This is a genomic window from Kluyvera fluvialis, from assembly GCF_059725275.1.
Genome location: NZ_AP046142.1, coordinates 1,326,237 through 1,350,294, shown reverse-complemented (window position 1 = coordinate 1,350,294; position 24,058 = coordinate 1,326,237). Strand labels below are relative to the sequence as shown.

The 24,058-nt window shown below is 53.6% G+C and carries 17 protein-coding genes; 11 read left to right on the top strand and 6 right to left on the bottom strand.

Annotated features, from left to right (window positions below; translation table 11 throughout):
* The first annotated feature begins 51 nt into the window (after positions 1-51).
* The 6 genes from AC6I4B_RS06550 (at position 52) to AC6I4B_RS06525 (ending at position 5,705) form a co-directional block, all read left to right on the top strand.
* Complete coding sequence (locus tag AC6I4B_RS06550; RefSeq protein ID WP_497770444.1) at positions 52-1,470, top strand: OprD family outer membrane porin; 1,419 nt, start codon at positions 52-54, stop codon at positions 1,468-1,470.
* A 24-nt stretch (positions 1,471-1,494) separates the two neighbouring features.
* Positions 1,495-4,437 carry an alpha-galactosidase gene (locus AC6I4B_RS06545; protein ID WP_497770443.1) on the top strand — a complete coding sequence of 981 codons (2,943 nt, stop codon included), beginning with the start codon at positions 1,495-1,497 and terminating at the stop codon, positions 4,435-4,437.
* Positions 4,434-4,628 (top strand): ChiQ/YbfN family lipoprotein, encoded by a 195-nt coding sequence (gene chiQ / locus AC6I4B_RS06540; RefSeq protein WP_497770441.1) that lies wholly within the window; start codon positions 4,434-4,436, stop codon positions 4,626-4,628. Before AC6I4B_RS06545 ends, chiQ begins: the two co-directional genes overlap by 4 nt.
* A gap of 5 nt (positions 4,629-4,633) precedes the next feature.
* Complete coding sequence (locus tag AC6I4B_RS06535) at positions 4,634-4,837, top strand: hypothetical protein (RefSeq protein ID WP_497770440.1); 204 nt, start codon at positions 4,634-4,636, stop codon at positions 4,835-4,837.
* Positions 4,838-4,866: 29 nt separating this feature from the next.
* Complete coding sequence (locus AC6I4B_RS06530; protein ID WP_497770438.1) at positions 4,867-5,289, top strand: DoxX family protein; 423 nt, start codon at positions 4,867-4,869, stop codon at positions 5,287-5,289.
* 233 nt (positions 5,290-5,522) lie between these two features.
* A complete protein-coding gene (locus AC6I4B_RS06525; RefSeq protein WP_497770436.1) occupies positions 5,523-5,705 on the top strand; it encodes a hypothetical protein in 183 nt (60 codons plus the stop codon).
* A gap of 32 nt (positions 5,706-5,737) precedes the next feature.
* Here the strand turns inward: AC6I4B_RS06525 and glyA are convergent, their stop codons facing one another.
* Positions 5,738-6,991, bottom strand: a complete 1,254-nt coding sequence (gene glyA, locus AC6I4B_RS06520) for a serine hydroxymethyltransferase (protein WP_497770435.1) — start codon at positions 6,989-6,991, stop codon at positions 5,738-5,740.
* Between the two features lie 327 nt (positions 6,992-7,318).
* On the opposite strand from glyA, the gene hmpA reads away from it, so the two are divergent.
* From hmpA to dtpD, 5 genes are all read left to right on the top strand, one after another.
* On the top strand, positions 7,319-8,509 hold the full coding sequence (gene hmpA / locus AC6I4B_RS06515) for an NO-inducible flavohemoprotein (RefSeq protein WP_497770433.1): 1,191 nt from the start codon (positions 7,319-7,321) through the stop codon (positions 8,507-8,509).
* A gap of 145 nt (positions 8,510-8,654) precedes the next feature.
* Entirely contained in the window at positions 8,655-10,166 is a 1,512-nt protein-coding gene (cadC, locus tag AC6I4B_RS06510) for a lysine decarboxylation/transport transcriptional activator CadC (protein ID WP_497770432.1), read from the top strand.
* Between the two features lie 351 nt (positions 10,167-10,517).
* On the top strand, positions 10,518-11,843 hold the full coding sequence (cadB, locus tag AC6I4B_RS06505) for a cadaverine/lysine antiporter (protein WP_497770431.1): 1,326 nt from the start codon (positions 10,518-10,520) through the stop codon (positions 11,841-11,843).
* Positions 11,844-11,923: 80 nt separating this feature from the next.
* A complete protein-coding gene (gene cadA / locus AC6I4B_RS06500; RefSeq protein WP_497770429.1) occupies positions 11,924-14,068 on the top strand; it encodes a lysine decarboxylase CadA in 2,145 nt (714 codons plus the stop codon).
* A 61-nt stretch (positions 14,069-14,129) separates the two neighbouring features.
* Entirely contained in the window at positions 14,130-15,596 is a 1,467-nt protein-coding gene (gene dtpD, locus AC6I4B_RS06495) for a dipeptide permease DtpD (RefSeq protein ID WP_497770428.1), read from the top strand.
* Between the two features lie 46 nt (positions 15,597-15,642).
* Here dtpD and glnB read toward each other — a convergent pair whose 3' ends face one another.
* The 5 genes from glnB to purL form a co-directional block, all read right to left on the bottom strand.
* A complete protein-coding gene (gene glnB, locus AC6I4B_RS06490; protein ID WP_002914032.1) occupies positions 15,643-15,981 on the bottom strand; it encodes a nitrogen regulatory protein P-II in 339 nt (112 codons plus the stop codon).
* Between the two features lie 69 nt (positions 15,982-16,050).
* Complete coding sequence (gene glrR / locus AC6I4B_RS06485; RefSeq protein ID WP_497770426.1) at positions 16,051-17,388, bottom strand: two-component system response regulator GlrR; 1,338 nt, start codon at positions 17,386-17,388, stop codon at positions 16,051-16,053.
* Positions 17,381-18,094 (bottom strand): two-component system QseEF-associated lipoprotein QseG, encoded by a 714-nt coding sequence (gene qseG / locus AC6I4B_RS06480; RefSeq protein ID WP_497770425.1) that lies wholly within the window; start codon positions 18,092-18,094, stop codon positions 17,381-17,383. Before qseG ends, glrR begins: the two co-directional genes overlap by 8 nt.
* Complete coding sequence (locus AC6I4B_RS06475; protein WP_497770424.1) at positions 18,091-19,527, bottom strand: sensor histidine kinase; 1,437 nt, start codon at positions 19,525-19,527, stop codon at positions 18,091-18,093. The genes qseG and AC6I4B_RS06475 overlap by 4 nt, the downstream gene beginning before the upstream one ends.
* Positions 19,528-20,157: 630 nt before the next feature.
* Positions 20,158-24,045: a phosphoribosylformylglycinamidine synthase gene (purL, locus tag AC6I4B_RS06470; RefSeq protein WP_497770422.1), complete on the bottom strand. Its 3,888-nt coding sequence runs from the start codon at positions 24,043-24,045 to the stop codon at positions 20,158-20,160.
* Positions 24,046-24,058 lie beyond the last annotated feature (13 nt).

Here is a 24,058-nt window from a genome sequence, read left to right as displayed (position 1 = left end):
CCGCCCAATAAAACAGCCATTTTATTCTTCATCATGAAGAAGGATATTCTCATGTCCAAAAATAACCATTTGCCTCTATTCAGTCTTATCAGTATTGCTCTGCTCTCCTCTATATTTATCGCGCCCGCGCAGGCGGCCGGATTTTGGGATGACTCACATTTAACCGGTGGCGTTTATTATTCTCAACGTTACCGTGATAAACGCGATATGACACCGGGTAGCGCCAACTATGGCGATTACGTTGAAGATCTCCATCACGGCACGTTTAACGCCAACCTCGACTTCACTTCTGGCTATGCGGCTGATTTTATTGGTGTCGATGTGGCTGGCTTTGCCGCCGCTAACCTGGCAACCGGTAATGCTGCTCACCCAAACGAAATCAGTCTTAGCTCGGCAAATCAGCGCTGGGGAGAAGACTGGTCTGATGATAAAGGCGGTTTTAACCTTTATAAGGCAGCGCTGAAATTAAAATATGACGATTATTGGGTACGTTCTGGTTATATCCAGCCGTCTGGCCAGACGTTATTAGCCGTTCACTGGGGCTTTGTACCCGGTGCTTATCAGGGCAGTGAAGTCGGTGGCTCGTGGGATTTCGGCCAATACGGAGCGTTATCCAGCTCTTATTTGTGGTCGGATAAATATAAAGCGCCGTGGTATACCGAAATGTACGAATTCCGCGCCGCCGATAATAAAACCAAAATCGATTACGTCCAGTCGCTGGGCATGAAATATGACTTTAAAAATAATCTACTGCTGGAAGCCTCATGGGCCCAGGCGGAAGGTTTTATGGATCAGTATCTGGGGAAAGTCTCTTATAGCTTCCCGGTCGCGGGTAACATGCTGCGCGCCAGCTATCAGTTCTACGGCGCGAAAGATAAAGTCGGCGATGGTACGCCGGGGGCTTACGGTTCTATCAACGATGAGTACTCTGGCCTCGCGTGGTTACAGGGCATCGCACTGGGCTATACCGTCGATACGCTCGACTTCCGCCTGGAGGCGCAAACCGTAAAAGCCGAAGGCAACCAGGGCTTCTTCCTGCAACGTATTACCCCCGCCTATGCCAGTTCCAACGGTCGTTTAGATATTTGGTGGGATGCGGCTTCAGACTTTGACGCCAACGGTGAAACGTCGGCCTTCGCCGCCGTCACCTACGACCTGAAAAATTACGACCTGGCAGGCTGGGCTGTCGGCGTCGGCTACGCCTACGGCTGGAATGCGAAACCCTGCACCACTTGTACCATTGACGGCGAGCTTGCCGATCAAAGCCAACGCATTGATGAATCGGCCTGGACGCTCAACATTGCCCACACCGTACAAACCGGTCGCCTGAAAGGCACGCTGTTCAACCTGCACTACATCGACTACGACAACCACGGTAAAAACCCGAACTACAGCGGCGGCTACAACAACATGTTCCAGGATGAAATTGATATCAAATTCAATGTGATTGCGCCATTCACTATCTTCTAATCCTCTGTTCAAAGCGAGAATGCGATGAATAAACCACTGACATGGGCCGGGCTGTTACTGGCCGCCCTCCTCCCCTGCGCCCACGCGGCGCAGTTCAGCCAGCAGAATCAGGAAGTTACCGTCCATCATGGGGATTACACGCTAACCTATGATCTCAACAGCGGTGAAGGTCATTTACTCTGGCGCAGCACGGCGCTTATCAAGCAATTTCACAGCGAAGTGCAGTTGAAAAACCCGACGCTGACGCTCAATAGCCAACAGGCGACGCAGCGGACGCCACAATGGCAAACCGTCAGCGATAAGCGATGGGGAGCAGGCAATAAACTGATACTGACCAGCCGTTTCGCCGATGGTCGCACCATGACCACTGACTTTTGGTTTTTCGATAACAGCCCCTGGTTGCTGAGCGATATCTCTGTTTCTGCGCCAACGTCGATGACGGTAACGCAACTGACCCCGATAGCGGCAGCGTTTGCCGATATCGGTACTGGCCACGACAAACGCATCTATACCACGCCTTACACCAATAATTTTGATTTCGGGGTTGCTCCGGTTAACCAATTTGGCCAGAGCCAGAACGGAACCGATCGTTTTGCTAATCCGCAAGAGCCGATGGTGAAATTCAACGGTATCAGCCATTGGGTGACGGCACTGCTTGATAACCAGAACCGCCACGGCTTGGTCGCCGGTGCGGCCACTGTACAAAAATGGAAAAGCAGCCAACAGTTAGGCGAAGCGGCGCAGGCCAATGCACCGCTTCGCCGCTTTGCTCTGTACAACTGGGGCGGTGAGCAACAGGGGAAACAGGTCGCCTCGGATCTGTTTTTTATCGGCTATTTCAACGACTACCGCGAGGGGCTGGAGACTTACGGCAAGGTTTATAACCAGGGTGAGCCGGGCATGAACTGGCAAGGTTCAGTGCCAATCGGCTTTAACGCATTTTACTCCCATGACAGCTACGGCAAAGCGCGTGATATGTACGCCATGACCGACTACATCGCCCAGCACCTTAAACCGCTGGGTTATGAGTACGTCAACATGGACGGCGGTTTCCAGCCTGACGGCTATCCGCAAGGTATCACCGACTTTACCAACCGAGTTCACCAAAAAGGGCTTAAAGCAGGCGGCTATCTGACCCCCTTTGCGATCTATGAAAACTGGCTGGATTTGCCGGTCGATAACACGGGCTACACTCACCGCGACGCCTGCCTCAAGGACAGTAACGGCAAACTGATTAAAACCTATCTTGGCAGCTATGCGCTGGACATGTCGCATCCGGCGGCGCAGTACATCGTACGACGCAATATCAAAAACTATATCGACTGGGGTTTTGATTACATCAAACTCGATTTCCTCGATATGGGGCTTTATGAGGGGCAACATCACGATCCGGCGATCAACGGTATTCAGAACTACCGCATTGGAATGCAGATGATGCGTGACGAAGTGCTGAAGTCGAAAAAGCCGATATTTCTTGATGCGTCTATTTCTCCGCTTCTTCCCGCTGCGTTTACTCAGGGGCGACGTACCGCTTGCGATACCTCGCTGGGCGTCGCGAACTATAGCGGCATTGAGCGTCAGGCCTTTAATACCGCGCTATCATGGTGGAGTAACGGGACGTTATATCGCTACAACGATGCCGATATGTTTGTACCGGAACAGTTGCTGCAAGGGGATGCCCGCTCAGGACAACGGGCCGCCCTGCGTTTGGCAACGGCAGTAGCGATGGACGGAGGCCATTGGCTGGCGGGCGATAACCTGCCTTTTGTCGATGAAGACCGCAGTGCGTGGCTGGAAAATAAATCACTGTTAGCGCTGGCGAGCAGCGGGATTGCCGCCCGCCCACTGACCTTAACCAATGTCTATCACCAGGCCGAGCATAGCCCGGAGGTCTTAGTCCAGCGCGCCCCGGATAACAGCACTTACGTTGCCCTCACCAACTGGGGCACGCAAGAGAAAACATGGCGGCTTTCCGCTGCACAATTGGGGCTAAACGGCCAGGCTCCGTGGCAGGTCACCAGCCTGTATGATGGCGTTCGCTGGCAGCAAAAAACCGCCAACATTCGCTACCGACTCGCTGCGGGTGACACCGCGATACTGCACTTTACCCATGCAGATTTACCGCCTTCTCCGCCAGCGCGCAATCTGGCTGCGGGGATCACACCGCTCGTCGGGGAAAATAGCTTTACGTTAACGTTCCCCCAAAAAACACGAATTAACCAAGTCGTTATTGAGGAACCCGCGCCATTCGCCATGCGTAACTATACGCTGTCATGGTATGACGGCTCACAGTGGCAACCCTTAACCCGTGGTTATCTGCTGGGCGACAAGCGTACTTTCCATTTTCCTGCGCTAAAAACCACCCAGCTCCGGCTCAGCTATCGCAATAGCAAAGGCGATGTGCAACCACCGGTTATCAAAGCCTATTACGCCGCCACCTCGGTTCCTGCGATGCGGATCGCCAGCGACAGCGCACAGACCGGGGAAAAACGCTTCGATTTTCAGGGGCAGAACCAGTTGATGCAGACCTTTAGCCTTGATAATGACACGCTGCCGAAAATCGACTTCTGGCTGTTTGAGCATTACGTCAACGCCGTACCGGGGGATAACTTCCGTGTGCAGATAGTCCAGCTCGACGCACAGGACAACCCGCAAAAAACGTTATTCAGCGCGGCGTTACCGCCGTTTAACTTGCCCGCAGAGCCGGCTATTTATTCTCTGTGGCCGCGATTAACCGGCCTGGATACGCAAAAACGGTATGGCATTATTTTCAGTTCTCAGGACGCGGCAGCCAGCGATGCCGTTGGCACGAACAGCTACGGAACATTAAGCTCCGACAAGGCACACTACGCAAATGGCAAACTTCGCCACTCCACCGACGGTGGTAAAAGCTGGCAGGATTCGCCTTCGCATACGCTACTTTTTACCCTTTATCGCAGTGAAAATAACGACAAGGATACGCTATGAAAAAGTGCCTACCGCTGCTATTTACGCTTATTTTGGCCGGTTGCGCGAACAGCGCCTCACAACCGCAAACGCATACCCAGGATGAGAGCATTTCGCCGATGGATTACCAGGAGTGCATTCAGGCAGCCATGAGCGGAAATGGCCAGGCCAGCCAGGAAAAATGCGATGAAATTGTGCGAAAATCACGCTAACACGGGTGAAAGTTAATGCAAAAGCATCTCAAGGCGGGCTTCGGCTCGCCCTTTTTCTAACAGGCGATACTCTGCAATTAAAAACCACCGTTTTCCTCGCCTTCGCGCGCGAGAAAATAACGCGAAAACTCTCCGTAGAAGTGGCAGAAGCAATTGATGATAAATTTTCACTCTTCATGGCGAAGAGAAAAGTTGTGTATTACGTTTAAATCATACGTACTGACATAACGGAATTATCATGAACGCATTACGCTATTTTGATTTTGGTGCATCACGCTCGCTGTTGCTGTTAATTGCTCGCGTTGCCGTGGTGCTGCTGTTTATTATTTTCGGTTATCCCAAACTGCTGGGCTTCGATGGCACGGTGCAATATATGGCGTCGTCGGGCGCGCCAATGCCCACGTTATCGGCGATTATCGCCATTATTATGGAAGTCCCGGCGGCGATCCTCATTGTATTGGGGTTCTTCACCCGTCCGCTGGCGGTTATTTTTATCTTTTATACGCTGGGAACCGCAGTAATTGGACACCATTACTGGAATATGTCCGGGGATGCGGTAATGCCGAATATGATTAATTTCTATAAAAACGTCAGTATTGCAGGGGCGTTTTTACTGCTGGCGATTGTCGGGCCAGGTTCACTGTCGCTTGACCGCCGGTAAACACCGGATAATCGTTGTCAGCCTGATCCATCAGGCAATATAAAAGGCCGGCATGAGCCGTAACGCTTGTCAGTTAAGCGGATTTCTACTTTTAGTATCGCTGCGAGTTGCGGTCTTTGAATGAATAGCCTGTGTTGCTGAAACCCATGAGTCCCCATGGAAATCGGCGAGCCGGAGAAAGGAAGACAAGGTCAGACCGCCAGGGATGGCGGGCTGAGGTGAACCGAGACAGGATGTCGAGTTTCGCCGCGCCAGGCTGGAGTTCGCAGGCCAGCGTAGTGCCAAGCACCGATTTCCCTGCGGGGCCTGAGGGCATTGTCAAGGGGACTCGGCAGTCCCCCTCTACCTGTTCACAGGAACAGGTGCTTCAGCGTTCTACAAAACATCAGGTGAACGGTATGCTGCGCTTTCACTGACAAGCATTACGCCAAAGCGCCAGGCCGAAACCTTACGCGTAAACAGGGAAGCGTGCGCAGATATCCAGAACTTTACCTTTGATGCGCTCGATAACCGCTTCATCATTGATGTTGTCCAGCACGTCACACATCCAGCCAGCCAGCTCTTTCGCTTCAGCTTCTTTGAAACCGCGACGGGTGATCGCAGGCGATCCAATACGGATACCGGAAGTCACAAACGGGCTCTTCGGATCGTTAGGTACGCTGTTTTTGTTGACGGTGATGTTGGCGCGACCCAGCGCGGCATCAGCTTCTTTACCGGTCAGGTTTTTATCCACCAGATCCAGCAAGAACAGGTGGTTTTCCGTACCGCCAGAAACCACTTTGTAACCACGGTTCAGGAACACTTCCACCATCGCTTTGGCGTTTTTCGCAACCTGCTGCTGGTAGACTTTGAACTCTGGCTCCATCGCTTCTTTCAGCGCGACGGCTTTAGCGGCGATAACGTGCATCAGTGGGCCGCCCTGAGCGCTAGGGAAAACAGCAGAGTTCAGTTTTTTGTACAGCTCTTCGTCACCGCCTTTCGCCAGAATCAGGCCACCGCGTGGACCAGCCAGCGTTTTGTGGGTGGTGGTGGTCACAACGTGAGCGTGTGGAACTGGGTTCGGGTAAACGCCAGCGGCAATCAGACCGGCAACGTGCGCCATATCAACAAACAGATATGCGCCGATGCTGTCAGCGATTTCACGCATTTTTGCCCAATCAACCACACCGGAGTAAGCAGAGAAGCCACCGATGATCATCTTCGGTTTGTGCTCTTGCGCCTGCTTCGCCATATCTTCGTAGTCAATTTTACCGGACTCATCAATCCCGTAAGGGATGATGTTGTACAGTTTGCCAGAGAAGTTAACTGGGGAACCGTGAGTCAAGTGACCACCTTGCGCCAGGTTCATACCCAGAACGGTATCGCCCGGTTGCAGCAGCGCGGTGTAGACCGCGAAGTTAGCCTGGGAGCCGGAGTGCGGTTGGACGTTAGCATAGTCAGCGCCAAACAGTGCTTTCGCACGGTCAATCGCCAGTTGTTCTACGACATCGACATATTCGCAGCCGCCGTAATAACGCTTGCCCGGATAACCTTCAGCATATTTGTTGGTCAGCTGAGAACCCTGAGCCTGCATCACTCGCGGGCTGGTGTAGTTTTCGGAGGCGATCAGTTCAATGTGCTCTTCCTGACGTACTTTTTCTTGCTCCATAGCCTGCCACAATTCGGCATCATAATCGGCAATGTTCATTTCACGCTTTAACATCCGCATCTCCTGACTCAGCTAACAATAAAATTTTGACCTGAAAAAGGCAGTCCCGTTGGACAACGGCCAACAGTATAACTGATTAGTTCTGCGATAACAGGTCTTGACAAATGAAATTACGCAAACGTTTACCTTCAGGCGGCACAAGGGATTGAGTAACAAAGGGCTTGGGCAGGGAAACGGATTTCTTTTCAGGTTTGTGATGTGAATTATTCATGTTGTAACTGAGATGATGCAATATCACCGAGAACCATTTACAAAGCAGGGGTATTTTTATAAGATGCATTCAATATGCAACATTAGGTAATACTAAAAGGAAGCCCTGCTATGCTAGACGCTCAAACCATCGCCACTGTAAAAGCCACTATTCCTCTGCTGGTCGAAACCGGCCCAAAACTGACCGCCCACTTTTATGACCGGATGTTTACCCATAACCCGGAACTGAAAGAGATTTTCAATATGAGCAACCAGCGCAATGGCGATCAGCGCGAAGCGCTGTTCAACGCGATTGCAGCCTACGCCAGCAATATTGAAAACCTGCCCGCCCTGCTGCCTGCGGTAGAAAAAATTGCCCAGAAGCACACCAGCTTCCAGATAAAACCAGAGCAATACGATATTGTCGGCGGCCACCTGCTGGCGACGCTCGATGAAATGTTCAGCCCAGGCCAGGAAGTGTTAGACGCATGGGGCAAAGCGTACGGCGTGCTGGCAGGCGTGTTTATTAACCGTGAAGCGGAAATTTACCGCGATAACGCCAGCAAAACCGGCGGCTGGGAAGGGACTCGCGCCTTCCGTCTCGTCAAAAAAACGCCACGCAGCGCGCTTATCACCAGCTTTGAGTTCGAGCCTGTCGATGGCCAGCCGGTTGCTGACTACCTGCCAGGCCAGTATCTGGCGGTGTGGCTGAAGCCGGAAGATTTTGAATTCCAGGAGATTCGTCAGTACTCACTTACCCGCAAGCCGGACGGCAAAGGTTATCGCATTGCAGTTAAACGCGAAAACGGCGGTCAGGTGTCAAACTGGCTGCATAATGCGGCAAAAGAAGGCGATGTGGTCTATTTAGCCGCGCCTGCGGGTGATTTCTTCCTCGACGTTACGCCACAAACGCCGGTTACACTGATTTCCGGTGGCGTGGGTCAAACGCCAATGCTGGCGATGCTGGACACGCTGGCGAATAATCGCCATCCGTCGCAGGTTAACTGGTTCCATGCGGCAGAAAACGGCGACGTTCACGCTTTTGCTGATGAAGTGAAAACGCTCGGCGCAGCGCTGCCGCATTTCACGTCACACCTGTGGTATCGCGAGCCGACTGACGCCGATCGCCAGACTGGCGCGTTCGATAGCGAAGGCCTGATGACGCTGGCGCCGTTAGCGGAGAGTCTGCAAGATCCGCAGATGCAGTTCTATCTCTGCGGCCCGGTCGCATTTATGCAACATGCGGCAAAACAACTGGTTGAGCTTGGCGTAAACGCAGAACGTATTCATTACGAGTGCTTCGGCCCACATAAAGTTCTGTAATCATTTCTTTCCAGGCGGGTAATATCTACCCGCCTCTCTTCCCCCCCTGCATTCCGGCAACGCGCATTATGGTCAAAAAACGGCGCGGTGAGCTGTGTTATCATTGGTTCTAATTATTTATCTTTTCCTTTGGTAACTCATTTCTATGCAACAGCCGGTTGTACGCGTTGGGGAATGGTTGGTCACGCCTTCGGTTAATCAAATCAGCCGCCCAGGACGCCAACTCACTCTGGAACCTCGTCTAATCGATTTACTTATGTATTTTGCCCAGCATCCGGGCGAAGTGCTGAGTCGCGATGAACTTATCGATAACATCTGGATGCGAAATATCGTGACCAGCCATGTGGTCACGCAGAGTATTTCTGAACTGCGAAAATCATTGCGCGACGGTGCGGATAGCAACGCCGAGTACATCATTACCGTTCCCAAGCGTGGTTATCAGTTAACCGCCACCGTGACCTGGCTTGATGATACAGAAAGCCCACTGGATGCCGCTCCTCAGGTTACGCCAACGTCTGCCCAACCGGCAGCCAGCGTTGTAGAAAGCGCCCCCGCCTCGGCTAAATCTGCCCAAAAACGCCATTGGTACTCCAGTTTCTGGACCCAGTGCGCATTTTTACTGTCGTTAGGCGTGCTGATTGCGATGGTGTTGTTGGCGATTGCGCGCCCGCATCCGCTAGTGACTCGCTCTCATCTGTTACTGAACCCGCGCGATATTGATGTGCGTTTCGAGCCGGGTAACTCGTGTAATAACTGGGTGTCGCAGCAGGCCTATGCGATTGGCCTGGGGACGATGATCACCACCTCGCTGAACACCTATTCCACTTTTATGGTTCACGATAAAACCAATTACAATGTCAATGAACCCAGCAGTTCCGGTAAAACGCTGACGATTAGCTTCGTTAACCAACGCCATTATCGCGCGCAGCAGTGCTTTATGTCGGTACTGTTGGTCGATAACGCCGACTCTTCCACCATGCTCGATAAGCGTTACTTTGTCACCGACAATAACCTTGAGTCTATTCAGCATGACCTGTTCGAAAGCCTGTCTACCGCGCTGTCGCAGCCGTGGCCTGACCGCCTGAAAAAGCAGCTCAACCAAATGAATCTGTCTCAAACGCTGGCGTTGGCGCAGTTCTATCAGGCGCTACAACTGGTGTCGGTGGGTGATGCGCCTTCTTTAACAAAAGCCAGTTCACTGCTGGAAAGCATTATTAAAGAGTCGCCTGATTTTTCTTATGCCTATGCACAAAAAGCCATGGTCGATGTATTACGCCATTCGCAGCAGCCTTTTGATAGCAAGCAGTTAGTTGAGCTTAATGATGAATTAGCGCGCGTAGAAAAAATGCCTGAAGTTCAGGACAGCGCGGTGCTGTATCGTATTCAAGCGATTAATGCGCTGAGCCGGGGAAACATTGATAACGCATACGAAGCGATTAATAAAAGCATTGCCCTGGAAATGTCGTGGCTGAATTATGTTCTGCTCGGCAAAGTCTACGAAATGAAAGGTGAAAATCGTCTGGCGGCTGATGCCTATATTACTGCGTTCAATTTGCGCCCAGGTGACAACACGTTGTACTGGATTGAAAATGGCGTATTCCAGACTTCTGTCGAAAAAATAGTCCCGTATCTACAGACTTTTTTAACTGAAGAGTAATTCTCAGCGGCAAAGACCTTTATCATAGTTACACTCCTGCCGTCTTAATGTAATATTGATGTTGCTTTGAGGTATTAATTGTTACCTTGAAGCAACATTTCTACCCCCCTCAAATCAATCCACTACTCCTTTGTAATTAAACGAATTTTATCTTTTCATGATATAAAGTTTTTGTCTTGACATGTTAATGTAAAAATATAAAGACCTCATTTTTTTGATGTTTGCTTTTATTTCACTTTAACTTTAGGACTTCTCTTAGCCTGCTCAGTAATATGGCCATCAGTTGGTCGGGTCACTCGCATTGCTCAACTCGCGATCCGGTCCTAAAAATACTGTTCAGGAGAAACGAACATGAGTTCTGCCAAAAAGATCGGGCTATTTGCCTGCACCGGCGTTGTTGCCGGGAATATGATGGGGAGCGGTATTGCATTATTACCCGCGAACCTCGCCAGCCTCGGTGGTATTGCTATTTGGGGTTGGGTTATTTCTATTATTGGTGCAATGTCGTTGGCTTATGTATATGCCCGACTGGCAACTAAAAACCCGCAGCAGGGTGGCCCAATTGCTTACGCTGGTGAATTATCTCCGGCTTTCGGTTTCCAGACTGGTGTTCTTTATTATCACGCAAACTGGATTGGTAACCTGGCAATCGGTATTACCGCAGTCTCTTATTTATCGACGTTCTTCCCTATTCTGAATAACCCTGTACCAGCCGGTCTGGCTTGTATCGCTATCGTTTGGATATTCACCTTTGTGAATATGCTGGGCGGTACTTGGGTTAGCCGTCTGACCACTATCGGTCTGGTTCTGGTGCTGATTCCCGTTCTGGTCACTGCGATTGTCGGCTGGCACTGGTTTGACGCTGCTACTTATCAGGCAAACTGGAACACCTCCGGTACGACTGATTATCACGCGGTTATCAAAAGTATCCTGCTGTGCCTGTGGGCCTTCGTTGGTGTTGAATCCGCAGCAGTGAGCACCGGGATGGTTAAAAATCCGAAACGCACCGTACCACTGGCTACCATGCTGGGTACTGCTCTGGCAGGTGTCGTGTATATCCTGGCGACTCAGGTTATCTCTGGTATGTACCCTGCTTCTCAGATGGCAGCATCCGGCGCGCCGTTTGCAATCAGCGCCTCTACCATCATGGGTAGCTGGGCTGCGCCAATGGTTTCTGCATTCACCGCATTCGCTTGCCTGACCTCTCTCGGCTCCTGGATGATGCTGGTTGGCCAGGCCGGTCAACGTGCTGCAAACGACGGTAACTTCCCGAAAGTGTATGGCGAAGTTGACGCGAACGGCGTACCGAAAAAAGGCCTGCTGCTGGCCGCTGTGAAAATGACAGCGCTGATGATCATCATCACCATCATGAACTCCAGCGGTGGTAAAGCCTCTGACCTGTTCGGTGAACTGACCGGTATCGCTGTACTGCTGACCATGCTGCCTTACTTCTACTCTTGTGTTGACCTGATCCGCTTCGAAGGCGTCAACGTTCGCAACCTGGTAAGCCTGATTTGTTCCGTCCTGGGCTGTGCGTTCTGCTTCATCGCTCTGATGGGTGCAAGCTCCATCGAACTGTCCGGTACCTTCATTGTCAGCCTGATCATCCTGATGTTCTACGGCCGCAAAATGAACCAGCGCGAACACAGTGACGACCACGCCGCTAACGCGCACTAAGTAAAACCCCCTTTCTCAGGCTCCTCTCTTCACCTGTCACATTCTGATGGGAGGGGCCTTCTACACCTGGAGATACGACTATGAACGTTATCGCAATAATGAACCACATGGGTGTCTACTTTAAAGAAGAACCCATCCGTGAGCTTCATCGCGCCCTTGAGCGCCTGGATTTTCGCATTGTTTACCCGAATGACCGCGAAGACTTACTGAAACTTATCGAAAACAATGCCCGTCTGTGCGGCGTCATTTTTGACTGGGACAAATACAATCTTGAGCTGTGCGAAGAGATCAGCAAGCTGAACGAATACATGCCACTGTATGCATTCGCTAACACTTACTCGACTCTCGACGTTAGCCTGAATGACCTGCGTATGCAGGTGCGCTTCTTCGAATATGCACTGGGCGCAGCAGACGATATCGCCGCAAAAATCCAGCAAAACACCGACGAATACATCGACACCATTCTGCCACCGCTGACCAAATCCCTGTTCAAATATGTTCGTGAAGGCAAATACACCTTCTGTACCCCAGGGCACATGGGCGGTACGGCTTTCCAGAAAAGCCCAGTGGGTAGCCTGTTCTATGATTTCTTCGGTTCTAACACCATGAAATCGGATATCTCTATCTCTGTATCTGAACTGGGTTCTCTGCTGGATCACAGCGGCCCACATAAAGAAGCAGAAGAGTATATCGCTCGCGTGTTCAACGCTGAACGTAGCTATATGGTCACTAACGGCACATCTACCGCCAACAAAATCGTCGGTATGTACTCTGCGCCAGCGGGCAGCACCGTACTGATTGACCGTAACTGCCACAAATCACTGACTCATCTGATGATGATGAGCAACATCACGCCAATTTACTTCCGTCCGACCCGTAACGCCTACGGTATCCTCGGTGGTATTCCGCAGAGCGAATTCCAACACGCGACTATCGCCAAGCGTGTAAAAGAGACGCCAAATGCGACCTGGCCGGTACACGCAGTCATCACCAACTCCACCTATGATGGCCTGCTGTACAACACCGACTACATCAAGAAAACGCTGGATGTGAAATCCATTCACTTCGACTCCGCATGGGTTCCTTACACCAACTTCTCTCCAATTTACGAAGGTAAATGTGGTATGAGCGGTGGCCGTGTTGAAGGCAAAGTGATTTATGAAACTCAGTCTACGCACAAACTGCTGGCTGCGTTCTCCCAGGCTTCTATGATTCACGTTAAAGGTGATGTGAACGAAGAAACCTTCAACGAAGCCTACATGATGCACACCACCACATCTCCACACTACGGTATCGTGGCTTCCACTGAAACCGCTGCGGCGATGATGAAAGGGAATGCGGGTAAACGCCTGATCAATGGTTCCATTGAACGCGCTATCAAGTTCCGTAAAGAGCTCAAACGTCTGAAAGGCGAATCTGAAGGTTGGTTCTTCGACGTATGGCAGCCAGAACACATCGATGGCGCTGAATGCTGGCCGCTGCGCTCTGACAGCGCATGGCACGGTTTCAAAAACATCGACAACGAACACATGTATCTTGACCCTATCAAAGTCACTATTCTGACTCCGGGGATGAAGAAAGACGGTTCCATGGACGACTTCGGTATTCCGGCAAGCATCGTTGCTAAATACCTCGACGAACACGGTATCGTTGTTGAGAAAACTGGCCCGTACAACCTGCTGTTCCTGTTCAGCATCGGTATCGATAAAACCAAAGCACTGAGCCTGCTGCGTGCGCTGACTGACTTCAAACGTGCGTTCGACCTGAACCTGCGTGTGAAAAACATGCTGCCGTCACTGTACAGCGAAAATCCTGAATTCTATGAAGAAATGCGTATTCAGGAACTGGCACAGAACATCCACAAACTGGTTGAGCATCATAACCTGCCAGACCTGATGTTCCGCGCGTTCGAAGTGCTGCCAACGATGGTGATGACGCCGTTCGATGCGTTCCAGAAAGAACTGCACGGTGAAACCGAAGAAGTGTACCTCGAAGAGACCGTAGGTCGTGTTAACGCCAACATGATCCTGCCGTATCCTCCTGGAGTTCCGCTGGTAATGCCAGGCGAAATGATCACCGAAGAAAGCCGTCCGGTGCTCGAATTCCTGCAAATGCTGTGCGAAATTGGCGCGCATTACCCAGGCTTCGAAACGGATGTCCACGGCGCATATCGCCAGGCGGATGGTCGTTACACCGTTAAAGTACTGAAAGAAAATACTAAGTAACAGGAAACACCAAGGGAAGCGGCTTGCCGCTTCCCTTTTTTTCACGCCGCAAGGAGTCCACATGAAAACACCCTCACAACCGCGCGCGATTTACTACATCGTGGCGATTCAAATTTGGGAATACTTCAGCTTTTACGGCATGCGCGCCCTGCTCATCCTCTATCTCACTCACCAACTCGGCTTCAACGATAGCCACGCTATCAACCTCTTCAGCGCTTACGCTTCTTTGGTCTATGTAACCCCAATTTTGGGCGGCTGGCTCGCCGACCGCCTGCTCGGCAACCGTATGGCGGTGATGACCGGCGCGTTATTAATGACGCTCGGGCATGTCGTCCTCGGTATCGAATCTGACTCGACCTGGAGTTTATACCTCGCACTGGCGATTATTATCTGTGGCTATGGGCTGTTTAAGTCCAACATTAGCTGTCTGCTGGGCGAACTGTACGAACTGGATGATCCACGCCGCGACGGCGGTTTTTCACTGCTCTATGCCGCAGGCAATATCGGCTCTATCGCTGCGCCTATCGCCTGTGGGCTGGTCGCGCAATGGTATGGCTGGCATATCGGCTTTGCGCTGGCGGGTGTTGGCATGTTTATCGGCCTGATGGTCTTTTTAAGCGGTAGCCGCCACTTCCAGCATACTCAGGGTGTCAATAAACCGGCGCTGCGGGCGGTGAAATTTGCCCTGCCGACCTGGGGCTGGCTGCTGCTGATGCTGTGCGTCGCTCCGGTGTTCTTCACGTTGTTGCTTGAAAATAACTGGTCTGGCTATTTGCTGGCGGTAGTCTGCCTCCTTGCCGCCGCTATCGTAGCGCGCATTATGATGCGTTTCCCGCAGCAACGCCGCGCGTTATGGCAAATCGTGTTGCTGATGCTGACCGGCACGCTGTTCTGGGTCTTAGCCCAGCAGGGTGGCAGCTCCATCAGCCTGTTTATTGACCACTTTGTGAATCGCCACTGGCTGAACATTGAAGTGCCTACAGCCCTGTTCCAGTCCGTGAACGCCATCGCTGTCATGGCGGCGGGTGTGGTGCTGGCGTGGCTGGCTCGACCGGAAGGCTCGATTAGCTCAACGCTGCGGGTCTGGCTGAAGTTTGCTTTCGGCTTAGTGCTGATGGGCGCGGGCTTCTTACTGTTGTCATTGAACGCACACGGCGCCCAGCTACATGGCCAGGCATCGATGGGCATGATGATTGCAGGTCTGGCACTGATGGGCTTTGCTGAGCTGTTTATTGACCCGGTAGCGATGGCGCAGATTACACGCCTGAACCTGCCCGGTGTCACTGGCGTACTGACCGGGATTTATATGCTGGCTACCGGCTCGGTCGCGAACTGGTTGGCGGGGGTGGTGGCGCAGAAAACCACGGAATCACAAATCAGCGAATCGGCTATCGATGCCTATGGCCGCTTTTTCTCTCAGATGGGGGAATGGACGCTTGGTGTGGTGGTGCTGATTATTGTGGTAGTCAGCGTGCGTCGCTTAGTGAGTACGTCTGTCGCGCCGCTGGCGGGCGCTGAGCGCGAATAAACACGCATCTGGTGCTGCCTGCTGACGCGGGCAGCACCGCGCGGTTTTAGATTGCCGCGTCGTCTTCTTCGCCGGTACGGATACGAATCACGCGCGCCACGTCAAAGACAAAAATCTTACCGTCGCCGATTTTCCCCGTCTGGGCGGTACGAATAATCGTATCAACACAGGTATCCACGATATCGTCGGTGACAACGATTTCAATTTTCACCTTCGGTAGAAAATCCACCATGTACTCCGCACCGCGATACAGTTCGGTGTGGCCTTTCTGACGACCAAAGCCTTTCACTTCCGTTACCGTCATCCCGGTGATGCCTACTTCCGCCAGCGCTTCACGTACGTCATCCAGTTTGAAGGGTTTAATAATCGCATCAATCTTTTTCATGGTGTTCCTGTCGTTTTTTGTCGCGTAACCGGTTGCTCACCGTATCATAAATCAGTCGATTGTACGGTGCTACTCTTTAAAGTCGTTGGCATCCAGTTCATGGCGAGAGAGCAATTTGTAGAACTCCGTGCGGTTACGTCCGGCCATTCGCGCTGCGTGGGTGACGTTGCCTTTGGTTATCTGTAGTAGCTTGCGCAGGTAGTTCAGTTCGAACTGGTTACGCGCTTCGACAAACGTCGGCAGCGCCGTGTTCTCTCCTTCCAGCGCCTGTTCCACCAGCGCGTCGCTGATAACCGGCGAGGACGTCAGCGCCACGCACTGCTCAATAACGTTAACCAGTTGCCGCACATTCCCCGGCCAGTTAGCCGCCATCAGCCGTTTCATGGCGTCGGTTGAAAACGCGCGCACAAACGGTTTATGGCGGTCGGCGGCCTGGCGCAACAGATAGTTCGCCAGCAGCGGGATATCCTCGGTACGCTCGGCAAGCGTCGGCAGCTTGAGGTTTACCACGTTCAGGCGATAGAACAGATCCTCACGAAACTCGCCGCGTGCCATCGCTTTTGGCAGATCCCGGTGAGTTGCAGAAAGAATCCGCACGTTAATGTCTAAATCACGGTTACTGCCCAGCGGGCGCACTTTGCGCTCCTGTAGCACACGCAGCAGTTTGACCTGCAACGGCGCAGGCATATCGCCAATTTCATCCAGAAAGAGTGTGCCGCCCTCAGCCGCCTGGAACAGCCCTTCACGCTGGCTCACCGCACCGGTAAACGCCCCGCGCGCGTGACCAAACAGCTCAGACTCCAGCAGTTGCTCAGGCAGCGCGCCGCAGTTAATCGCCACAAATGGCTTCGCGTGGCGTGGGCTGGCGTTGTGAATGGCCTGCGCCAGAATCTCTTTCCCCGTCCCGCTTTGGCCGTTAATCAGCACACTTACGTCGGACTGTGCCACCATCTGCGCCTGCTCCAGCAGCCGGAGCATTAGCGGGCTGCGCGTGACAATCGCTTCTCGCCATTGCTCGTCCATCGCCGGGGAGGAGCGCTCCAGCGCTTCGTCGATAGCTTTGTACAGCGCGTCTTTATCGACCGGTTTGGTCAGGAAGCTGAACACGCCTTGCTGGGTCGCCGCCACCGCGTCAGGGATCGATCCATGAGCAGTTAAAATAATCACCGGCATCCCGGGCTGCACTTTCTGAATTTCGCTGAACAGTTGCAGGCCGTCCATCTCATCCATGCGCAGGTCGCTAATCACCAGGTCAATGCGCTCTTTTGCCAGCACCCGCAGCCCCTGCTGCCCGCTTTCTGCCGTCACCACCCGATACCCTTCACTGCTCAGGCGCATTCCCAGCAGCTTCAGCAAGCCAGGATCGTCATCCACCAGAAGTAAGTGTGCGGGTTTACGGTTAGTCATGTTTATCCTCGTCAGGTGCGGCGGCGTGAGGGATGTCGGCCCCCGGTTTGCGGCTGGAGAGTTGGCGTTCAATATCCGTCAGGTTTTGCAGCTTGCGGGTGGTCAACTCCAGCTCAGATTGCAGCAGTTGCTGCTGCTGGCGCAGCGTATCCAGTTGCCCGTCGCTGCTCTCTTGTAGCTTACTGTAGCGCAGTCGCTCGTCCGAGAGCGCAAGCTGTAGCGTTTGACCGTCGCGCCAAAGCTGATACAGCGAGCGAATGCGCGGCGGCAGTTGTCCACTAAAGGCGTCGATATCCGCCACGAATTTTCGCCGCTCGGCGGGGGCGACTTTGGCATTCGCCAGCAAAATTCCGCGCTTAAAGGCATCCGCCCAGCTTTCCGCCGTCAACGTATTCGCGAGCTTCCGCGCATGTGCTGCGGAGAGGCGATCGGCGCAGTCAACGCTGCGCAGCCAATACAGTGGATTGTTTTGTGCGGCATCACCGCCAAGCGACCAGATATCATCACAGTCAGTTGATAGATAGTCCGCGACCTGTTGACGCGGTTCACTGTCTTCTGCGCTGGCTCCCGCATTATGCGGCGTCAGCGCGGTATTGCACCCGGAGAGCAGCAGGCAGACGAGTCCCAATAACCCGCCACGCCACGGCCTTTGTCGCCGGCCAGCACGTGCTAAAAGTTGGCGCATAGTTACTCGATATTGATTCATGTGGTTGTTTTCTCAAGCCCGGGAGCCGGAAGTTCGATACGAAAACAGACGTTGCCGTCTCGGTTATCGAGAAGGTGCAGTTCGCCGTGCATCTTGCGCACAGAATCGCGGGCGAGGCTTAAACCTAAGCCGCTGCCCTTCACCGCACCTTTACGTTGATGGCTACCCTGGAAAAAAGGCTCGAAAATCATTAATTTCTCAGCTTCCGGGATGGGCGTTCCGCTATTGATGACATCAATAACAACTCTCGTCCCTTCCCGCTGGCTACGAAGATAAATGTTACCGGATTCAGTGCCGTAGTGCACCGCATTCGAGTAGAGATTATCCAGCGCATTCATTAATAGCGTCGGCTCAGCGAGGCAAGTCTCTGCCTGTAGCTCAACCTGCGTGTGCATCATTTTAGCCCTTGCTGGCAGGCTGTGCGCAGAAACGACCATCTCGACCAGCGGCGATAACGCTACAGGCTCCATGCGAATGGTGGTTTCGCTGAGCTTACGGTTGTAGTCCAGCAGTTGTTCAATCAGCGTTTGCAGGTTACGGCTGCTGCTATCCAGAATCGCCACCACCTCTTTTTGTTCCGCCGTTAACGGCCCCACGACCTGGTCGGCGAGCAGTTCAGTGCCTTCGCGCATACTGGCAAGCGGCGTTTTTAACTCATGGGATAAATGGCGTAAAAACTGATGGCGCTGTGATTCCAGCCATGACAGCCGTTCACTCAGCCAGACGATTCGCTGCCCGACAGAGCGCAACTCGCTAGGGCCACGGAACAGCGCTTCACCATCCAGAGAGTGCCCTTCGCCCAGGCGGTTAATCATGCTTTCAATCCCTTTTACGGGGCCGATAATCATGCGGGTAAACAGCAAAACCATCGCCAGGCTCACCAAAAACAGCACCAGCGCCTGCCAGCCAAAAAACTGCCCGCGTTCAGCAATCGCCTGTTGAAGCTGCTGCCCGCGCGAGAACACCACGGTACGGGTGGCCTGTACCAGTTCCGCATTCGCACTGGAAAAGGCCGCCAGTTGTGCCTGAGCGGGCTTTTGCGGGCCGCTGTTGGTGCATTGAAGCTCGCTGAGGTCATGCAGATTTTTTCGCAGCGTTTGGTATAGCGTTTCGTCAGGCAAGACACCCGCATGAGCATCCAGCATGTCGCTGTAGCGCTTGCGCTGGCTCTGATACACCTTCGCCAGCGTTGGGTCGTCCAGCACGCAATACTGGCGGTAGCTGCGCTCCATATCCAACGCGACGTTAGCCATGGCTTCACTGCGGCGCGCGTCCATCAGCGTGGTGCGGTTGGTCTGCTCGGCCTGTGCGCTAAGCATGTTCAGGCTCTGCCAGGCCTGCCAGGCCAATACCAGCAGCGGCAGCAGAATCAGCAGGAAGGCCAGCGTGACAAGCTGACGCAGCGATCGTGGCGAAAGAGAAAGGCGTTTCAACAGAGGTGTCTCGGTAAATCAACGTAGCGAAATGCTAACTGAGGTTATCGACAAGGGAAAGGCCAGAAATAACAAAGCCGGGCATAAGCCCGGCTTTGTTATGGAATAAGGCGGTGCCTAACTCAACGTTTCGCCCGATGGTTGATAAAGCGACGCTATTATCATTTGCTGGACGGCAGGCACCTTGTTGTGCGTCATTCGAAGTTTATGTAGCACGTCCCGAAGGGGCTGACATAAGAAGGTGAATGAGCCACTGCTTAATATTATGCACGATGCGTGCCACAATACAAAACAATTAATTAACATCATGATAAATATAAAGAATATGAATTTTAAGGCTTATCTCAATTACGGTCGTTTTTTGTGCTTTATGTCGTTAATTAGCAACGCTATTTTAGCCAATACATAAAAACAATATATATCAACATATTAAACGTCTCCATTTGACGACACCACTACTACGGTAATGTCGGTATTTCCCGACACCTCGTGTCGGGTAAGCACAAAAAAACGGCCCCTCGCAAAGAGGGGCCGTTTTCTCAGCCGGGGGCGCTGCGCTTGCCCGGCCGACACGGTATCCGTTCCGTGAACCTGATAAACAAAGCGTCATCAGGCCATTCGCTCATAACCTTAACCGAGCTGTTTACGCGCATTGCGGAAAATACGCATCCACGGGCTGTCCTCGCCCCAGTTTTCCGGGTGCCAGGAGTTTGCCACTGTGCGGAACACACGTTCTGGGTGCGGCATCATAATGGTTACGCGCCCGCTTTCGTTGGTTACTGCGGTAATCCCGTTTGCTGAGCCGTTCGGGTTCGCAGGGTACGCTTGCGTTATATTGCCGAGGTTATCCACAAAACGCAGCGCCACCAGGCCTTTGCTCTCAAGCTGCGCCAGATGCGCGGCATCGCGAACTTCAACCTGCCCTTCACCGTGCGACACCGCGATAGGCATCCGCGAGCCTTCCATGCCTTGCAGCAGCAACGATGGGCTGCTGGCGACTTCCACCAGGCTGAAGCGCGCTTCAAAGCGGTCGGAATGGTTACGCACAAAGCGCGGCCACAGGTCGCTGCCAGGGATCAGTTCACGCAGGTTAGACATCATCTGGCAGCCGTTACACACGCCCAGCGCCAGCGTTTGCGGACGATGGAAGAAGGTTGCAAACTCGTCACGCACACGGTTGTTGAACAGAATCGATTTCGCCCAGCCTTCGCCCGCGCCCAGCACGTCACCGTAGGAGAAGCCACCGCAGGCCACCAGCGCATCGAACGCGCCCAGACCGGTGCGGCCAGCCAGCAAATCACTCATATGAACGTCGATAGCATCAAAGCCCGCGCGGTGGAAAGCCGCCGCCATTTCAACGTGGGAGTTCACACCCTGCTCACGCAGTACGGCAACTTTCGGGCGCGCGCCGGTGGCAATGTATGGCGCAGCGACGTCAGCGTTAATATCAAAGGTCAACTTCACGTTAAGGCCAGGATCGGCATCGTTGGCTTTTGCCTGATGTTCCTGATCGGCACATTCAGGGTTGTCGCGCAGGCGCTGCATCTGCCAGGTGGTTTCTGCCCACCACATCCGAAGCGTGGTGCGGCTTTCGCTGAACACCGGTTGTCCGTTGGCGGTCAAGGTGAAACGGTCGCCGACGACAGCCTTGCCGAGATAATGCACACAGTCGGCGAGACCGTTAGCCGCCAGAATCGCCTCAACGGCGTCGCGGTCAGCGGCGCGAACCTGAATCACTGCGCCCAATTCTTCGTTAAACAGCGCCGCCAGACGGTCGTCACCCAGCGCTGCAACATCAGCTTCAACGCCGCAGTGACCCGCAAAGGCCATCTCCGCCAGCGTCACCAGCAGGCCGCCATCAGAGCGGTCGTGGTAGGCCAGCAGTTTACGCTGCGCAACCAGCGCCTGGATGGCGTCATAGAAGCCCTTAAGCTGCGCAACGTCGCGCACGTCAGCCGGTTTGTCGCCCAGTTGGCGGTAAACCTGCGCCAGCGCAGTCGCGCCCAGCGCGTTGTGGCCTTTACCAAGGTCAATCAGCAGCAGGGCGTTGTCGTCGGTGGAAAGCTGTGGCGTGATGGTCTGGCGCACGTCTTCTACGCGCGCAAAAGCGGAAATCACCAGCGACAGCGGCGAGGTCATTTCGCGCTGTTCGTTGCCTTCCTGCCAGCGGGTTTTCATCGACATCGAATCTTTACCTACCGGAATGGTCAGACCCAGTTGTGGGCACAACTCTTCACCGATAGCTTTGACTGCTTCATACAGACCGGCGTCTTCGCCCGGATGACCGGCCGCCGACATCCAGTTAGCCGACAGTTTAATCTGTTTAATGTCGCCAATTTGGGTAGCAGCAATGTTGGTCAGCGCTTCGCCCACCGCCAAACGGGCAGAGGCTGCGAAGTCCAGCAATGCCACCGGCGCACGTTCGCCAATCGCCATCGCTTCGCCGTAGTAGCTGTCGAGGCTCGCGGTGGTCACCGCGCAGTTCGCCACCGGAATCTGCCACGGGCCAACCATCTGATCACGCGCCACCATACCGGTGACGGTACGGTCGCCAATGGTGATGAGGAAGGTTTTCTCTGCCACCGTTGGCAGGTGCAACACGCGGTTTACTGCATCCGCCAGCGAGATATTCTCACGGGCTAGCGCATCGCCTTTCGCTTTCAGCGTCTGCACGTTGCGAGTCATTTTCGGCGTTTTGCCCAGCAACACGTCCAGCGGCATATCGATTGGTTGGTTATCGAAATGGCGGTCATTAAGCGTCAGGTGTTGTTCTTCGGTCGCTTCACCGATAACTGCGTATGGCGCGCGTTCACGCTGACACAGCTCGTCAAACAGCGGCAGTTGGTCAGCCGCCACCGCCAGCACGTAACGTTCCTGCGATTCGTTGCACCAGATTTCCAGCGGGCTCATGCCAGGCTCATCGCTGAGAATATCGCGCAGCTCAAATTTACCGCCACGCCCACCATCGCTCACCAACTCAGGCATGGCGTTAGAAAGGCCGCCCGCACCAACGTCGTGGATAAACAGAATCGGGTTCGCATCGCCCAACTGCCAGCAACGGTCGATAACTTCCTGGCAGCGGCGTTCCATTTCTGGGTTGTCGCGCTGTACGGAGGCAAAGTCGAGGTCGGCATCAGACTGGCCGGAAGCCATCGAAGAGGCCGCGCCGCCGCCGAGGCCGATATTCATCGCCGGGCCGCCGAGGACGATCAGTTTCGCGCCGACGGTGATCTCGCCTTTTTGCACGTGATCGGCGCGGATGTTGCCGATCCCACCGGCCAACATGACCGGTTTGTGGTAGCCGCGCAGTTCTTCGCCGTTGTGGCTTTTCACTTTTTCTTCATAAGTACGGAAGTAGCCGGTCAGTGCCGGACGCCCAAACTCGTTGTTAAACGCCGCGCCGCCCAGTGGGCCGTCGGTCATGATATCCAGCGCCGTGACGATACGATCCGGTTTGCCGAAATCTTCTTCCCACGGCTGTTCAAAGCCCGGAATACGCAGGTTCGACACGGAAAAGCCCACCAGCCCTGCTTTTGGTTTCGCCCCGCGACCGGTTGCGCCTTCATCACGGATTTCACCGCCGGAGCCGGTTGCCGCACCAGGCCACGGGGAGATAGCCGTTGGGTGGTTGTGGGTTTCCACTTTCATCAGGATGTGCGCCGGTTCCTGGTGGAACTCGTAGCGCCCGGTTTCGTGATCAGCGAAGTAACGACCCACTTCAGAGCCTTCCATCACGGCGGCGTTATCTTTATACGCAGACAGCACGTGATCCGGCGTGGTTTCGAAGGTGTTTTTAATCATCTTGAACAGCGACTTCGGCTGCTGTTCACCGTCGATAATCCAGTCGGCGTTGAAAATTTTGTGGCGGCAGTGCTCAGAGTTAGCCTGCGCGAACATGTATAGCTCGATATCGTTCGGGTTACGTCCCAGTTTATTGAACGCATCCTGCAAATAGTCGATTTCGTCATCAGCCAACGCCAGGCCAAGACGCAGGTTGGCGTCAATCAGCGCCTGGCGACCCTGCCCCAGCAGGTCAACGCTGGAAACCGGTGCCGGTTGGTGATGCGCGAATAATTTTTCCGCATCCTGCAATGAGGCAAATACGCTCTCCATCATGCGGTCATGCAGTTCAGCCGCCACCGCCGCAGTTTGCTCGTGGGTCAGGCTGGCAGCATCAATATAGTACGCCACGCCACGCTCAAGACGCAGAACCTGCGGTAAGCCGCAGTTGTGGGCGATATCGGTAGCTTTGGAAGACCAGGGGGAGATAGTGCCAGGACGGGGAGTGACGAGTAGCAGTTTGCCGGTAGGCGTATGGCTGTTCAAGCTTGGGCCATACTGCAACAGTCGCTCAAGTCTCGCCCGCTGTTCTTCATTCAGCGGCGCGTCCAGGTCGGCAAAATGGACATACTCGGCGTAAATATTGCTTACCGGGAGGTTGGCTGCCTGAAAACGCGTCAGCAGTTTGTTAATGCGAAATGCAGACAGTGCAGGCGAACCACGCAGAATTTCCATCATAAGTCTCTCGTCT